General features: G+C 54.1%; 13 protein-coding genes and 1 rRNA gene. 13 read left to right on the top strand and 1 reads right to left on the bottom strand.

Annotation, left to right across the window (positions count from 1 at the left end; translation table 11 throughout):
• The first annotated feature begins 6 nt into the window (after positions 1–6).
• The 12 genes from ccpN (at position 7) to ACFSO0_RS06895 (ending at position 14,459) form a co-directional block, all read left to right on the top strand.
• Positions 7–651, top strand: a complete 645-nt coding sequence (gene ccpN, locus ACFSO0_RS06950) for a transcriptional regulator CcpN (protein WP_376878276.1) — start codon at positions 7–9, stop codon at positions 649–651.
• An 11-nt stretch (positions 652–662) separates the two neighbouring features.
• Positions 663–1,499, top strand: a complete 837-nt coding sequence (locus ACFSO0_RS06945) for a pyruvate, water dikinase regulatory protein (RefSeq protein ID WP_376878273.1) — start codon at positions 663–665, stop codon at positions 1,497–1,499.
• 201 nt (positions 1,500–1,700) lie between these two features.
• Complete coding sequence (gene dnaG / locus ACFSO0_RS06940; protein ID WP_376878270.1) at positions 1,701–3,566, top strand: DNA primase; 1,866 nt, start codon at positions 1,701–1,703, stop codon at positions 3,564–3,566.
• A 34-nt stretch (positions 3,567–3,600) separates the two neighbouring features.
• The gene (gene rpoD, locus ACFSO0_RS06935) at positions 3,601–4,728 is read left to right on the top strand and encodes an RNA polymerase sigma factor RpoD (RefSeq protein ID WP_376878267.1); all 1,128 of its coding nucleotides are present in this window, start codon (positions 3,601–3,603) and stop codon (positions 4,726–4,728) included.
• A gap of 96 nt (positions 4,729–4,824) precedes the next feature.
• Positions 4,825–5,739 (top strand): hypothetical protein, encoded by a 915-nt coding sequence (locus ACFSO0_RS06930; protein ID WP_376878264.1) that lies wholly within the window; start codon positions 4,825–4,827, stop codon positions 5,737–5,739.
• A 90-nt stretch (positions 5,740–5,829) separates the two neighbouring features.
• Positions 5,830–5,994, top strand: a complete 165-nt coding sequence (locus ACFSO0_RS06925) for a hypothetical protein (protein ID WP_376878261.1) — start codon at positions 5,830–5,832, stop codon at positions 5,992–5,994.
• A gap of 200 nt (positions 5,995–6,194) precedes the next feature.
• Positions 6,195–7,334 carry an acyl-CoA dehydrogenase gene (locus ACFSO0_RS06920; protein WP_376878258.1) on the top strand — a complete coding sequence of 380 codons (1,140 nt, stop codon included), beginning with the start codon at positions 6,195–6,197 and terminating at the stop codon, positions 7,332–7,334.
• Between the two features lie 139 nt (positions 7,335–7,473).
• On the top strand, positions 7,474–8,208 hold the full coding sequence (locus ACFSO0_RS06915) for a tRNA (adenine(22)-N(1))-methyltransferase (RefSeq protein WP_376878255.1): 735 nt from the start codon (positions 7,474–7,476) through the stop codon (positions 8,206–8,208).
• On the top strand, positions 8,184–9,299 hold the full coding sequence (locus ACFSO0_RS06910; RefSeq protein WP_376878887.1) for a Nif3-like dinuclear metal center hexameric protein: 1,116 nt from the start codon (positions 8,184–8,186) through the stop codon (positions 9,297–9,299). Before ACFSO0_RS06915 ends, ACFSO0_RS06910 begins: the two co-directional genes overlap by 25 nt.
• A 62-nt stretch (positions 9,300–9,361) precedes the next feature.
• Entirely contained in the window at positions 9,362–11,362 is a 2,001-nt protein-coding gene (locus tag ACFSO0_RS06905; protein WP_376878252.1) for an S-layer homology domain-containing protein, read from the top strand.
• A complete protein-coding gene (locus tag ACFSO0_RS06900; RefSeq protein WP_376878249.1) occupies positions 11,359–12,858 on the top strand; it encodes a S41 family peptidase in 1,500 nt (499 codons plus the stop codon). Before ACFSO0_RS06905 ends, ACFSO0_RS06900 begins: the two co-directional genes overlap by 4 nt.
• Positions 12,859–12,986: 128 nt before the next feature.
• Complete coding sequence (locus tag ACFSO0_RS06895; RefSeq protein ID WP_376878246.1) at positions 12,987–14,459, top strand: alkaline phosphatase family protein; 1,473 nt, start codon at positions 12,987–12,989, stop codon at positions 14,457–14,459.
• Here the strand turns inward: ACFSO0_RS06895 and ACFSO0_RS06890 are convergent.
• A complete protein-coding gene (locus ACFSO0_RS06890; protein ID WP_376878243.1) occupies positions 14,439–15,107 on the bottom strand; it encodes an endonuclease/exonuclease/phosphatase family protein in 669 nt (222 codons plus the stop codon). The genes ACFSO0_RS06895 and ACFSO0_RS06890 overlap by 21 nt on opposite strands.
• Before the next feature lie 300 nt (positions 15,108–15,407).
• Here ACFSO0_RS06890 and ACFSO0_RS06885 point away from each other — a divergent pair.
• Positions 15,408–16,070: ribosomal RNA gene (locus ACFSO0_RS06885) — 16S ribosomal RNA — on the top strand; the annotation flags it as partial.

The following is a 16,070-nucleotide window of genomic DNA, read 5'->3' as shown; positions in this document are numbered from 1 at the left end:
GGGTGATTGGTCATCGAGCTTACCAAACGACAAGAGCAGATCTTACAGATCGTGAAGGATGAAGGGCCGATTACGGGAGAGCATATCGCCGATCGCTTGAATTTGACCCGTGCGACGCTGCGCCCCGATCTATCCATCCTCACGATGTCAGGTTACTTAGAAGCCAGACCTCGGGTCGGGTATTTTTATGCCGGCAGACCCGCCAGTTCAGCCATTAGTGAACGGCTTCACAAGCTTCTCGTCAATGACTACAAAGCGGTTCCTATCGTTGTGTCCGAATCAGCTTCGGCGTATGACGCCATCGTGACTTTGTTCCTGGAGGATGTCGGCACGCTGTTCGTCGTGAATCAGAAGGGGTATCTCGCCGGGGTCATTTCGCGGAAAGACCTGCTGCGGGCTTCGCTCGGCAACAAGACGCTGGAAGATGTTCCTGTCAGCATCATCATGTCGCGGATGCCCAATATCATTACCTGCGGGCCCGAGGATACGCTGTACGCAGCAGCGAAAAAGCTGATCGACTTTCAGATTGATTCCTTGCCGGTTGTGCGCCCCGCCGAGAATGAGCCGAAGCAGATGGAACTGATCGGGCGGGTAACGAAGACGACGATAGCCAAGGCGTTTGTAGAACTCGGCAGCGAACCGAAAGTGTAGGAGGAGAAGCGATGCAAGCAAATCAACAAGGACAACTCATCTACGTGGTCTCGGACTCCATCGGCGAAACGGCCGAGCTTGTCGTTCGCGCTGGAGCCAGCCAGTTTGACCGCTTTTTGATTGACGTGCAGAAGTATCCTTACATAGAAGACAAAGAATCCATCGACGAGATCATCGCCTCCGCCAAAGAGTCCAAAGCGATGATCGTATTTACACTCGTCATTCCCGAACTGAACGCGTACATCACACAGCAGGCAGCCCTGCACGGCATCCCGGCTATCGACGTCATGGGCCCGCTCATGCAGACGCTGCAAAACATTCTGCAGGTGCCGCCGAGCGGTAAACCGGGCTTGGTGCGCCGATTGGACGAAGAGTATTTCCGCAAAGTGGACGCAATCGAATTTGCCGTGAAGTACGACGACGGCCGCGACCCGCGTGGACTATTGCGCGCCGACGTGGTTCTGATCGGCGTTTCGCGCACCTCCAAGACACCGCTGTCCATGTACCTCGCGAACAAGCGCCTGAAGGTGGCAAACGTGCCGCTGGTGCCCGAGGTGGAGCCGCCGGAGGAGCTGTTCCAGTTGCCGCCGGAGCGCTGTATCGGGCTGACGATCAATCCCGAGCAACTGAACGGTATTCGCACCGAGCGTTTGAAGGCGCTTGGGCTGACAGCGCAGGCGAACTACGCCAATCTGGAACGGATCGAAGAAGAGCTGGCGTATTCCAACAAGATCATTGAGCGCTTGGGCTGCCCGGTCATTGATGTGTCCAGGAAGGCGGTTGAGGAGACGGCCAACATCATTCTCGAGATGATTCGCAAAAACAAGTTGCGCAATGAAAAGAAATAGGTCGAAGGAAGGAATTTGGCGTTTTTTGTAGAAACGAAAATAGGGCGACAATCACGTTCTCCGCAGCAACGAGCGTTTATTGCTAACGGAAATGTGGAAAAGTAGAAAAGAAGAAAAGAAGTGCGAACCCAAGAAGGAAAATGGCGAATTTTGACGAACTAAATATTCTCGTCGTTCATTCTCCTGAAAAGGTGGATAGTGATGGCAGGTCCCACTTCTGATGAGTTTGTGAACCAGGTGCGTTCTGCTGTCGACATCGTAGATGTTGTTGGAGAGTATGTGCAGCTGAGAAAAAGCGGTCGTGCCTTTCTCGGTCTATGCCCATTTCATTCAGAGAAGACCCCTTCCTTCAACGTAAATGCGGAGCGACAGTTTTTTCATTGCTTTGGCTGTGGAGCAGGCGGGGATGTCTTCTCCTTTTTAATGAAGCTGGAGCAGCTGACATTCCCGGAGGCACTCCACAAACTGGCAGAACGCGCCGGGATCGAGGTGCCCGCGCCGCAGCAAGAAGAGATTTCTCCGGAAAAGCGGGCGAGACAGGCGATGCTGGAAGCGCATCAGCTTGTTTCCAGGCTGTATCACTACGTCCTGACAGAGACCCCGTACGGCGCGGAGGCGATGAAATACCTTACGCGGCGCGGGATGTCGAGGCAGACGTTAACCGAGTATCAAATTGGGTTTGCCCCGGATTCATGGGATTTCGTTACACAGTTTCTCAAGAAGCGGAGTTTTTCTCTGGATCAGATGGTAGAAGCGGGGCTTTTGGCCAAGAGCGAGAGCGGAAAAGTGTTTGACCGGTTTCGCGGTCGCGTCATGTTTCCCATCCACGATTCACAGGGAAATGTCATCGGATTCGGCGGACGGTTACTGGACAACAGCCAGCCCAAGTCACAGCAGCCCAAGTATTTGAATAGTCCGGAAAGCCTGCTGTTCAACAAAAGTGCCACCCTCTTCAATCTTCATCGTGCTCGCGCGCATATTCGCAGGAAAAAGCAGGCGTTGTTGTTTGAAGGGTATGTGGACGTGGTATCTGCGTGGCAGGCTGGCTTTACACAAGGGGTAGCCACATTGGGGACGGCGCTGACCGAGCAGCAGGCCCAAATCCTTCGGCGGAATACGGATTCGGTCGTGCTCTGTTACGACGGCGATGCAGCCGGTCAGGAAGCTACGAGCAAGGCGATTCACGTTTTGCAACAGGCGGGATTGACAGTGAGGATCGCTCCTCTGCCACAGGGGACCGACCCGGACGATTACATCCGCCAGCATGGGCCCGAAGCGTTTTCCCAGCAAGTCTTACTGCAGGCAATGCCGGTTACTGCTTTCCGCTTGAAACATTTGCGGAGCCAGTCCGTAATACAGGATGAGACAGACAAGGCCCGCCTGATTTCCAAGGCGATCGAAATCATCAACGAACTGGACAGCCCGATTGAGCGGGACCTGTACCAGCGGCAGTTGGCAGAAGAGTATTCCCTGACTCTGGGCGATTTGAAATGGGAGTCAAAACGCGCTTATAGACAGCAAAAAAGTGAGCGCCAAAGGGATAAAGTATCGCCAGCATGGAATAATAGTATAAATAATGGCAAAGTTACGCTCGCGAAAACACTGCCGCCCGCGTATTACACGGCCGAACGCAAGCTGCTGTTTTACATGATGCGGAATGCAGACATCGCCCTCCGCGTGCAGCAGGAATGCGGCGCACGCTTTCAAGTGGACGAACACGATGCGCTGGCCGCTTACTTGTACGCATACTACGCAGAGGGTAACACGGAAGACCCCGGAAAGTTTATACATTACGTGCAAGACGAATCGTTAAAGCAATTAGCCTCGGGATTGGCCATGATGGAGTATAAGGAAGACGTATCTGATTTGGAGATCAGTGACTACATCAAACAAGTGAATAACTACCCGAAGCGTGCCGAGTTGGAACGATTGCGCGAAGAGCAGCGGAGCTTACACCTCCAGGCGGCCGCAGCGGACAGCGAGGATGCGCGCAAACAACTGGAAATTCAAGCAGCCATCGTAGGGATGAATATTCTTGAATTGGAAAATGCTTTAAGAGAAGGGTAGCATCAGATCATTCCCGGGGAAGGAGGGATAGTAGATGAACAAGCAAAACATCACTTCAGACATGGAAGCAATGTCCATCGAACAAGTGAAGGAACAATTGGTCGAATTAGGCAAGAAACGCGGTGTGCTGTCTTACAAGGAAATTACGGATCGCCTCTCCAGCTTTGAGCAGGACTCTGATCAAATGGATGAATTTTTCGAGTACCTGGGTGATCAAGGAATTGAAATCAATAACACAGAGAGCGACGATGACGATGAAGTCGATCAAATGATCATGAAGGACGAGGACAGTGAAGAATTCGACTTTGACGATCTCTCTGTTCCACCCGGAATCAAGATCAATGACCCTGTACGGATGTACCTGAAGGAAATCGGGCGTGTGCCTCTGCTTTCCGCCGAAGAGGAGATCAAACTGGCTCAACGGATCGAGCAGGGCGACGAGGAAGCGAAACGCCGTCTGGCAGAAGCCAACCTGCGTCTGGTTGTATCGATTGCGAAGCGCTATGTAGGGCGCGGCATGCTGTTCCTCGATCTGATCCAGGAAGGGAACATGGGTCTTATCAAAGCGGTGGAAAAGTTTGACTACCGCAAAGGCTACAAGTTCAGTACGTATGCCACCTGGTGGATTCGTCAGGCGATCACTCGTGCGATTGCCGACCAGGCACGTACCATCCGGATTCCTGTGCACATGGTGGAGACGATCAACAAGCTGATTCGGGTATCCAGGCAGCTCCTGCAGGAGTTGGGCCGCGAGCCGATGCCGGAAGAAATCGCGGAAAAAATGGATCTCACGCCGGAAAAAGTGCGGGAAATCATGAAAATCGCGCAAGAACCCGTTTCGCTGGAGACGCCGATCGGGGAAGAAGACGACTCCCATCTGGGTGATTTTATCGAGGACCAGGATGCCCTGGAGCCATCCGATGCGGCTGCGTATGAACTGTTGAAAGAACAGCTGGAAGACGTACTGGATACGTTGACGGATCGGGAAGAGAACGTACTGCGCTTGCGCTTCGGTCTCGACGATGGTCGCACCCGTACGCTGGAAGAAGTGGGAAAAGTATTTGGCGTGACCCGTGAGCGGATTCGTCAGATCGAGGCAAAGGCTTTGCGTAAGCTTCGCCACCCAAGCAGAAGCAAGCGCTTAAAAGATTTTCTGGAATAACCGATATATAGAATATGTGGCCTACGTAAAGCCTACGTAGGCTTTTCTTTTTCGACCAATCCCGACCATTGCCGTCGATAGTAAGGAGGGGCCGCGTTGGACGACCAGCGCAAACGAACCATCATAGCGGAGATCGAAAATTGGCGAAGGAACAATCTGCTGCCTGAACATTACTGCATTTTCCTGTTGAATTTGTATACCGAAGGAGATCGTCCGCCATCGTCGGCACCAGCAGCCACAGGAGGCGGTCGAAAAAAGACGGATGCCAGACTGGGAGGGGCGGGAAACGAATTCGCCGCAGCTTCCTCAACGTACGACCCTAGTCGACTTTCTCCCGTAACCGGGAAAATGGTAATGGCTTGGCTTCTTGGAGCCTTTATCATCGCGGGATTGATCTTGCTTGCTTTTCATTTTAACCGTTTTCAGACCCCAATGCAAATTACCATCTTTTCCTGTTTCGCTCTCGTTTTCTATATACTGGGGCTAGTTTTCCGCCGTTCTGCGCCCCCGCTGACGCATCTGTTTTTAGTCTTTTCCTTTGTAATCCTGCTGGCTGGCGGGGTGTATTGCATTCAGCAGCTTGGCGGATCGCTCCCGTTCATCCTGTTTTACCTTGGTTTGATCTGTGTTCTGCTCTGTGCCAGCGCGTTTGTTTTCGGGTATTCGTATTTGCTCTATTGCGGCATGCTTGGGCTGGCGCTGCTGTACGGCTTTGCGACCGTTGACCGGGTGAGCTTCGACTATACGTGGTGGAAGTCGGAACTGTACTGGGTGCCTTTGGCGGGATTGCTGACCGGCCTTGGCTTTCTCATGAGCGGCGGCAATCCGAAGTGGGCGGGTGTCTTTGCCTTTTGCGGATTGGCAACCTTTTTCGGTGCAGAGGTGCAAGCGCTCTACATCCATGAGGCGAAGCGGGATGTCATTCAACTGCTCCTTTTCATCAAAGTGTTTTTGGCTTCGGCGCTGTTTTTCTTCACCCGTCGCTATTGGTATGCATGGCTGCGCTTGTAGGTTCGCATGACTGCCGGCCGTGGAAAAGCCTGTTTCCCTTGCAATCGCTGTTTGCTACAATATAGCTGGAAAGCGGATAGAGGTGATTGGGTGAGCAGCAGGTGGCAAGTATTGATCGGGATCTTGCTCGCAGCCGTTTTCCTTGGCGGAGAAACGGCTGCGCAGATTATGGGTGTCAAAACCTACAGTGTAGGGTACATATTGGGAGCCCTTTCTTTTACCGGGGCGATTATCATCGGAGCACGCCAGAAATAGGCGTGCTTTTTCAATACCAAGGCTCCTTGGTGCAGAAAGGGGGTTTTTCGTAATGACTGTGAAGCGCGAACTTTTTCAAGATTCACACACAGGAGGCAAGGGATGGTGTATAATGGAGTGAGAAATCTGAACAAACGCTCAGTCGAAATTGTGAACAGCTCTTCACCATTACGCTTAAGCGCTTACAAGGAGGATTTTACATGAATTATGATTTGAGCCAGGAACAGCAAATGCTGAAAAAAATGATTCGGGAATTTGCCGATGAAGTCGTGGCGCCGGGAGCGGATGAACGCGACAGGACGAAGCAATTTCCGGTAGATGTTTTCAAGCAAATGGCGGAGCTGAATTTGATGGGATTGCCTTTTCCAGAAGAATACGGAGGGGCAGGGGCAGACACAGTCAGCTTTGCCATCGTGGTGGAGGAGCTAAGCCGTGCATGCGGCTCGACGGGCATCACCTACTCCGCCCATATTTCCTTGGGCGGTGCACCGCTTGCCATGTTTGGGACAGAGGAGCAGAAGCGTACGTATTTGTCCAAAATTTGCTCCGGTGAAAGCTTTGGCGCTTTCGGCCTGACAGAGCCAGGGGCTGGTTCGGATGCAGGCGGTACGCGCACGACGGCGGTGCGCGACGGCCAGTCATGGGTGCTCAACGGCTCGAAATGTTTTATTACCAACGCTTCACACGCTTCGTTCCTGGCACTGACGGCAGTTACGGACAAAGAGAAAGGCTCGCGCGGAATTACCGCCTTTATTGTTCCGACTGATGCTCCGGGCTTTACCGTGCTGGCCAATTACGAAAAGCTGGGTCTGCACAGTTCCAACACGACAGAGCTCATACTCGAAAATGTGAAAATTCCGGAAGAAAATGTTCTGGGCAAGCAAGGAGAGGGCTTCAAGCAGTTTCTCATCACGCTGGACGGCGGCCGCATCGGCATTGGTGCCATGGCGGTGGGGATCGCCCAAGCTGCGTACGACAAAGCGCTGCAATATGCGAAACAACGGACCGCATTTGGAAATTCGCTCAGCCACTTCCAGGCGATCCAGCACAAGCTGGCCGATATGGCGATGCAGATCGAGCTGGCGCGGAACATGGTGTACAAGGCAGCGTGGCTCAAGGACAACGGCCGCCGCTTTACGAAGGAAGCAGCGATGGCAAAGCTGTACGCTTCAGAAGTCGCCATGTCCGCCACCCATCAGGCGATCCAGATTCACGGCGGCTACGGCTACATGCGCGAATATCAGGTAGAGCGCTTTTTCCGCGACGCCCGGCTTCTGGAGATCGGTGAAGGCACATCCGAAATACTGCGCAACATCATCGCCCGCGAGATCGGGTGCTGATCCCATTTGTTTGGCGAATCCCCGCTGCTTGATCGGCGGGGATTTTGTCGTTCTTTGTTTACGATTTGTCAGGTATTTAAGATTAGGCAATCGCTCCCAAATAGGGTAGAATAGAGGCTAACGGAAGGTGAAGAGAAACATGACATATGTAACAATTTCCAAGCGTCTGGAAACGATTGCCCGCTATTGCCCACAAGGAGCCCGCGTCGCCGACATCGGATCGGATCATGCGTTGTTGGCTTCTTATTTGCTTCTGCAGGGAATTGCGTCGCATGTCATTGCAGGCGAGCTGAATGAGGGGCCGTATCAGGCTGCGCTTCGGCAAATACATACGCTGCAGATTCGGGACCGCGCCCAGGTGAGGAGAGGGGACGGCCTGGCTGTCCTGGAACCGGGTGAGGTCGATGTCATCTGTATTGCGGGGATGGGCGGCCAGCTCATCTCGTCCATACTGGAAGCAGGAATCGCCAAGCTGGAAGGGGTCACGCGGCTGATCCTGCAGCCGAATGTCGGCGAGGAAATCGTCCGCCGCTGGTTGCTTCTCCACGGTTGGCAGCTGATCGCAGAGACGATTCTCGAAGAAGACGGGATTCTATACGAAATTTTGGTGGCGGAGCGGGGGAATCCGGACCTGCCTTACGAACACAAGGACCGCACGAAAGAAGAGTTGCTCAGAATCGGGCCGTTTTTGTGGGAGCAAAAACCGCCTGCCCTAAAGAAAAAATGGCAGAATGAGCGGGATAAGTGGGAGAAGGTCCTCGCGCAGCTGAACCGCTCGGACAAGCCGGAGGCGGCAACACGAATCCGTGAAATCAAGGCGGAAGTTGAATGGATAGATGGGGTGATCGCATGTTTGCGCACGGACAGACCGTGATTCAATATGTGGAGCGTCTGGCTCCCAAGTCGCTGGCGATGGAAGGAGACAAGATCGGCCTTCACGTCGGCACGCTGCAAAAACCGGTAAAAAAAGTAATGGTCGCGCTCGACGTGCTGGAATCAGTCGTGGATGAAGCCATTGCGAAAGGGGTGGACCTGATCGTCGCTCACCACGCCGTCATTTATCGTCCGCTGAAAAACATCCGCACCGATCTGGCGGCGGGACGCGTCTTTGAAAAGCTGATCAAGCACGACATCGCCGTCTATACCGCGCATACGAATCTGGACGTAGCGGTCGGCGGGATGAACGACTGGCTGGCAGAGGCGATCGGCCTGACCAAGGTAGATGTGCTGGACGTTCTCCATCGCGACATGTGGAAAAAGCTGGTTGTGTTTGTTCCTGCGAGCCACCGCGATGCCGTTTTTCAGGCGGTTGCCGAAGCAGGCGCAGGCTGGGTCGGAAACTACAGCCATTGTTCGTTCCAGACGGAAGGTACAGGGACTTTCCTGCCGAGAGAAGGAGCGAATCCGTACATAGGCGCTGCAGGCAAGCTGGAGCGCGTCGAGGAAGTCCGACTGGAGATGGTCGTGCCAGCATCCCGCCAATCGACAGTCATCAAGGCGATGCTGTCCGCGCATCCGTATGAGGAAGTGGCGTACGATATCATTCCGCTGGAGCAGGCGGGGGCAGGCTTTGGCATCGGCCGGATTGGCGTGCTGCCGGAGCCGTTGACGCTACGCGCACTGGCGGAGCTGGTAAAGGAGCGGTTCTCCTTGCAAGGCGTGCGCGTCGTGGGAGATTTGGACGCACAGGTGAAAAAGGTTGCGGTCGTCGGCGGCGATGGCAGCTCGTTTGTCTCCAAAGCAATTTTCAGGGGCGCAGACGTTTTTCTGACCGGCGACATCGGGTATCATACCGCGCACGATGCGCAGGCGGAAGGACTTTCGATCATCGATGCCGGCCACAATATCGAAAAGATCATGAAGCAAAAGCTGGCGCATTATTTGCTCGAGCAGCTGATTGCGAACGGCTACCAGACGGAGGTCGTCGCATCTGATGTGCACACGGATCCGTTCCAGTTTGTTTAGGTGAACAGGGAAAGACCTCAAGGAGGCTCTTGCCTGCCAGTTGAAGTGTAGGAGGATTTGATGTGCAAAGACTATTCCGAACGATTTCTAGTGTGCTATTGGCTGCTTCTCTGATGACCCCCGGCCTTACCTCTGCGGCTGGGGGATTCATGCCCTATGGAGATATTAGCAGGCACTGGGCGAAGGCATCGATCATTCGCGGGGTGCAGGCAGGGCTTTTTGCGGCAGGCAGCAAAGCGCCGCTGTTTTACCCGAACCGCGCGATGACGAGAGCGGAGTTTGTCGCTCTGATTGACCGGCTGTACAACGGAGGCCAGTTTCAGCTTTATCCGTTGACCTTCCTCTCCGAGCACGCCGATTTGAACAGGGGAGAAGGTTTTGATGAACCGTACCTTCCCTACAAGGACGTCGATCGTCTGACGTGGATGTACGCCCCGACTTTGCGTGTTTCTTATCTGATGGACCGGCTGTACGGACCGAATGCCATCCAGCAGGTGTTTCCCGGCGAATTGATGAAGCCGAACCAGCCGATCACCCAGGAAGAAGCGGCCAAGCTGCTGCAAATGTTCACGATGACAGGCGACAGCGGGCAAGCGTGGGAGGAAGTGAAGGGCTGGGGCTGGCTCGATGGCGAGCGTACTGATCTGCTGAAGCGTGGCGAGGCTGCCGTCGCGGCTGACCGGTTGATGAACTATTTGATGCAGGACACGATCCTGCCGCTGCTCGATTACGACGGTCAAAAGTTTCCGATGGTTCCGGAGATTCAGGAGCTGTTTCCTTTGTTCGTGACGTATACAGACCCGAAAACGGCTGACGAGCAGACGTATGTCGATGCGGTTGAAGCCATTCGCAATCACGAAGATACAGACGAGACATACAGCAAGTTGACCAAGCTGGCGGAGAACTCCTTTTCCAATCAGATTGGTGTGCACTTTTACTTGAGCTGGGACCCTTCCACGCCCTTGGAAGCCAATTTGGACGAGGCGTTCCGCGCGATTGATGCGTATTTCCAGGACAAGGTCGTCCTGCCTGATACGCTGCGCCTGCTCGCTGCCAACGTGTACGACATCGCCCTGCAGATGGGAGCAAACGACCCTGATGAATACGAAACCATTTTGCAGCGCCTGTCCGCCTACGAGCAGAAACTGAAGCGGGAAACGAAAGAATGGGAGTCGCTGTCCATCTATCTCGGGGCGTTGGAGGTCAAGGCGGGCCATACCGAGAAAGCGTTGGAGCGGTACCAGTCGTTCGCGTCCAGGCATCCGGAGGCGCTGCTGAATTCCGTGTACTACCTGGTGCAGGAAGGTCGCACGGAAGATGCCCAGAACCTGCTCGTCAAGCAAAAGCCAAAGGTATCGGACGAGCGGATGGTTCAGCTTGTCAAGCTGCTGGCCAAAGATCTGCAATCGCTTCAACAGCAGTCGTCTATCGCGACAGATTTGGCCTTTACCTTGCGCCGTCTGGATCATGCCTCGTCTTATCAGGTAAAAGGGGAGGCGCTCCTGAGCGGCTACGCCTTCAAGTACGCGCAGGACGTGGATGCGCAAAGAAACACCAGCCATACTATCGGCTTCTACCAGTCTCCGCAGCAACTGGTCTCCGACAAGCTGGAGACGTATACAGACGGGCAGAAGATGCTTCAGTACAACTACGACTCCGACAAACAGGGCTGGTATGCGAGCAAAACAGGAGTCATCGACTATTTGCATGAGTGGGTCGGAACCAAGAGCATTCAGGAGCGGCTGAGAGAGCTGGGGGCCCGCTATTACAAGCAATCGTTCGGCCGCTACGACATCATCACGGAGTGGATTCCGAGCCAGTCTCTGGAGGCCAAGGCGAAGAGCGTGTCGCTGGGCAGAGGAAAGATCAAGAACGTTCCGCTTTATATGAATAAATACTACATTGACCGCGAGAGCGACGAGCTGATCGAGCATGTGTGGCGTTATGAGGAGCTGTATGAAAGCGGCGAGTACGTCGCCTTCTCCGGTACAGACCACTATGATCTGTCGGCAAATGTGAAAGTATTCATCCCGGGTTCAGTCCGGAAAGAGGTGACACGATGAAACGGTTGAGTCAATGGGCCATTGCTGCGCTTTTGTTCGTCGCCACCGCGCTTCCGGTGCATGCGGCAGACAGCCCTTACCAGGAGACGGAAGAAGTGTTTTACCACGTCATGACGAACCACTTGAGCAAGCCGGAGGCCAAACAGCTGGTAAAAGGGGCTTTGCAAGCCATCAGCGAGCAGGCAGAGGCCAAAGCGCATTTGTCGCTTCCGGTTTCTTCGGAAGACGATACGCTGGCGGAGCTGGAGCAGCGCATGGCAGAATGGCAAGCCAAAGGAAAATGGGATGCTGCGACTGTCAACATGTGGGCCATCGACGGCATGCTCTCTACTTTGAACGACCCGCACAGCGTCTTTTTTACGGCTGACGAGCTGCAACTGTTTCAATCCGACGTAGAGAACCAGTTCGTAGGCTTCGGGTTCAGGCTGCGCATGCAAAACGACGGGCTGATTGTCCGGGAGATCGTCCCCGGTTCTCCCGCAGCTTCTTCCCCGCTCAAGCGGGGCGATCAGTTGAAAAAGGTCGGAGATATTTCACTTTTGGGCAAAACATTCGAGGAGGCGTACGCCTATCTGAAAGGCGAGGCGGGCAGCGAAGCCATCCTCACCGTTTATCGTCCGTCCGAGCAACGCGAATTTCAGGTGAAGCTGAAGCGGGCCATGATGTCGCTGCCGGAAGCCGAAGGACAGATGTTTTCCAAAGACGGGATTGGCTACATCAGCCTCGAGACGTTCGGTTCCGATGGGGCCGTCCAGATGCGGGACAAGCTGGCAGAGTTTGCGCGCTCCGGCCAAGCGTTGAAAGGTCTCGTCCTTGATTTGCGTGATAACGGCGGCGGCTATTTGTCGACGGCCCGCGACATTGCCAGCCTGTTCATGGAAGAAGGCCTTCTGATGTACACGACGAACCGCAATGGGGTGGAAGTAGAGACATGGGTTCGCAACGGGCGGGACATCGGGGTTCCGGTGCGCATCCTGGTCAACGGCGGCACGGCCTCCGCGTCGGAGCTTTTGTCCGGTGCGCTGCGCGATCACGGCATCGCCAAGCTGGTCGGCACCAAGACGTATGGAAAAGGCAGCGCACAGCAAGTAATCCCGCTTTCAGATGGAGACGCCCTGAAGCTGACCTTGAACGAATACTTTACGCCGAAGCATACCGTCGTCAACCACATCGGCCTCACGCCGGATCTGGTCGTCGAGGACTATGCCGCACAGGTCGTGGAAGCTCTCCGCTCCTTGAATGTAAAATCGTGGGAACTGAGTGATGAAAACGGCGATACGGTCATCAACGGGGTGCCGTTTCCAACTGTCGATCCGCTGTTCAAGCAGGGAGCCGATGGACTGCAGATCAAAGCAGCCGTTCTCCAGCATCTTTTGGGGGATACGTCCATCGGGGAGAAAGACTACGTTGCGCTTGCTCCTTATTTGAAAAGCCATCCTGTCTTGCAGCTTCAACGCAAAGATGGCGTCAATACGCTTGTATACCAGGGAAGGTAAGAGAGCGGCCAGAGCCCGTCTGCCAGTGAATGTGGCGGACGGGCTTTTTCGCGCGGTGCGAATAGCAGGGGAATAGAAATCGAACACTAGCATGTACGATGACATGTCAGACTAAGGATGGCAGACGGATGAAAAAGGTAATTCTTTTCCTGATCGACTCCATGATGCCGGACGTCCTGGAGCGATGCATCGCCGCGAAAAAAGCGCCAGCTATGCAATTTCTGATGGAGCGAGGGCAGTATATTCCTGATTGTGTCACCGTTTTTCCGACTATGACCGCTTCGATCGACTGCTCGCTGATTACCGGGGTGTATCCGGATGAACACAAAGTTCCCGGGCTGGTCTGGTATGATCCTGCGAAAGGGAAGATGTACAACTATATTAATGGGGCCATTCCTGTCAAGAAGCTAGGGATCACGCATTGTGCCACGAATGTGCTCTTTGATTTGAACGAACGGCATTTGAGCAAGGATGTGCCGACCATCCACGAAATTCTCGAGGAGAACAAGCTCGTCTCCGGCTCCATTAACGTAATCGCACATCGGGGCCACAAGCAGCACCAGGTACATATCCCGCCGCTGCTCGATGCCTTGACAGCCTTTCAACTGCGGGAAAAGGTGAGCGGCCCGACGATCATGAGCCTGGGAACTTTGGTTCGGCCGCCTATTTTTCGTCCGATTACGTGGAATATGGCACAGACGTTATCGGAAGGCTACGGCATCAACGACACGTATGCGATCGATGTGCTGATTGAAGTCATTCGCAGCGGCAACCAACCGGATTTTACCCTTGTCTATTTACCCGAAAACGATCACAAGCTGCACAAATCGCCACTGGATGCGATTTCGCATTTGGCTGATGTGGACAAGCAATTGGTCCGCTTTTTGGACAGCTTCGACTCGTGGGAGCAGGTACTGGAGCGCAACGTCTGCATTCTGATCAGCGACCACGGGCAGACGTTGATTGGAGAGAGTGAAGATCACAACATTCGCTTGGACAGCCTGCTCTCCCGCTTTTCCATTCAGCCGTTAGGGGCGCAAGTAACCCCGCAAATGGATGTGGTGATCTGCAACAATGAACGGATGTCTTACCTGTACCCGACCGACGAGAGCAAGTTGCTGCCGATCGTGGAGGCAGTTTCCGTAGACGAGCGAATCGACCTGATTGCCTGGCGCGAAGACAGTCAGATCGTAGTGCGGCGTGGAGGAACGGACCGGCTGATGCGCTTCTGGCGCGGCGGTCCGTATCGGGACGTGTACGGTAGACGCTGGAGCGTGGAGGGAGAGCTCGCCGTGCTGGATGTGGCCACGGATGGAGAATTGCTCCTGTTCGACACGTTTCCGGATGCGTTTTCGCGATTGTATGGCGCCTTTTTTTCGCAAACGGCACCCGTAATTGTCGTAAGTGCGGCCATCGGGTATGAATTTTTGTCGGAATGTGCCCCTACTCACTTGGGCGGCGGGAGCCACGGCTCCTTGCACAAGCAGGATTCCATCATTCCGCTGCTTGTTGTCGGCGCCGCCCAGCGCTTCCCTACACCGGCCAGGCTGGTCGATGTGAAAGATTTTATCCTGCAAGAGCTAGGCGTCAAGCAGCCGTAAGTCGACGATGACAGGCAAATGATCGGACCAGGAGACGGGGGAGAGCTCGTAGCTGCATACTTGCCAGTGATGGGAAGCGAAGATGTAGTCGAGCCTTCTGCGGAAAGCGGGAATCGTGTGCAAGCTTTCTTTGCCGAGCTCCTTGGCGCAATCCACATAATACGGGGAAAACGATATCGCGGATGAGTTGAAATCGCCCATGAGCAGACGGGGGATGTCCCGTTGAGCGCGAGTCAGCTCTGTCAGTCTTTGCAGCTGGTATCTGCGGCTCGCCTGATTCAGGCTGCAATGGGTGTTCCAAATCGAGATGTTTTGGCCCGCCCAAGTGACGTTCACGGTGAGCAAGGTGCGTTTCTCACGCTTGGCCGGGAGCGGTATGACTTGGGAGCTTGCGACCGGCAGCCGGGTCAGCAGCGCAATGCCATAATACCCGTCGGCCAGCGGAATGGACGGAGCGAATACATACTCATAGCCCAACTGTTCCGCGATATGAGCGGCCTGATCGCCGTACTTGCTGTTTTGATGTACTTCCTGCAGCCCGATGATGTCCGGCTGTAGCTCTTGCAAGGTCTGGGCCATTTGTACGAGACGCTTGCGCCAGAAAAGGTCGCGCCCGCTATGAATATTGTAGCTGACTGCTCGAAGCATACTCGACTTCCTTATCGTGTGATGTATGTTTGTATTTAGTATGGACGGAATACCCATTGGATTCACCGGGGATGTCCATGTTATTTTGAAAAACCCGGCGATGCCCGGGGATTTTTAAGACACAAAAAAACTTCAAACTTAATTATAATTTCCTGTTGCAATCCGTTTTAGCCTATGCTATATTAAAAAACGTCGCCTCTGCTAGTGGTGACGAGGAAAACAGGATGCTCCTTGAAAACCGGATAGAATGAATCTGTGCAAGAAGCTTGTGTTTTACTGAAGTCAGATTGCTATCAAACTTTATTGGAGAGTTTGATCCTGGCTCAGGACGAACGCTGGCGGCGTGCCTAATACATGCAAGTCGAGCGAGTCTCTTCGGAGGCTAGCGGCGGACGGGTGAGTAACACGTAGGCAACCTGCCCGTAAGACTGGGATAACATAGGGAAACTTATGCTAATACCAGATAGAGTCTGCTCTCGCATGAGAGAAGACGGAAAGGTGGCGCAAGCTATCACTTACGGATGGGCCTGCGGCGCATTAGCTAGTTGGTGGGGTAACGGCCTACCAAGGCGACGATGCGTAGCCGACCTGAGAGGGTGACCGGCCACACTGGGACTGAGACACGGCCCAGACTCCTACGGGAGGCAGCAGTAGGGAATTTTCCACAATGGACGAAAGTCTGATGGAGCAACGCCGCGTGAATGATGAAGGTCTTCGGATTGTAAAGTTCTGTTGTCAGGGACGAACAAGTACCGTTCAAACAGGGCGGTACCTTGACGGTACCTGACGAGAAAGCCACGGCTAACTACGTGCCAGCAGCCGCGGTAATACGTAGGTGGCAAGTGTTGTCCGGATTTATTGGGCGTAAAGCGCGCGCAGGCGGCTTTGTAAGTCTGGTGTTAAAGCCCGGGGCTCAACCCCGGTTCGCATCGGAAACTGCAGAGCTTGAGTGCAGAAGAGGAA

This window comes from Brevibacillus sp. GCM10020057, from assembly GCF_042683565.1.
Taxonomy (GTDB): domain Bacteria; phylum Bacillota; class Bacilli; order Brevibacillales; family Brevibacillaceae; genus Brevibacillus.
This window is presented reverse-complemented; position numbering and strand designations above follow the sequence as displayed.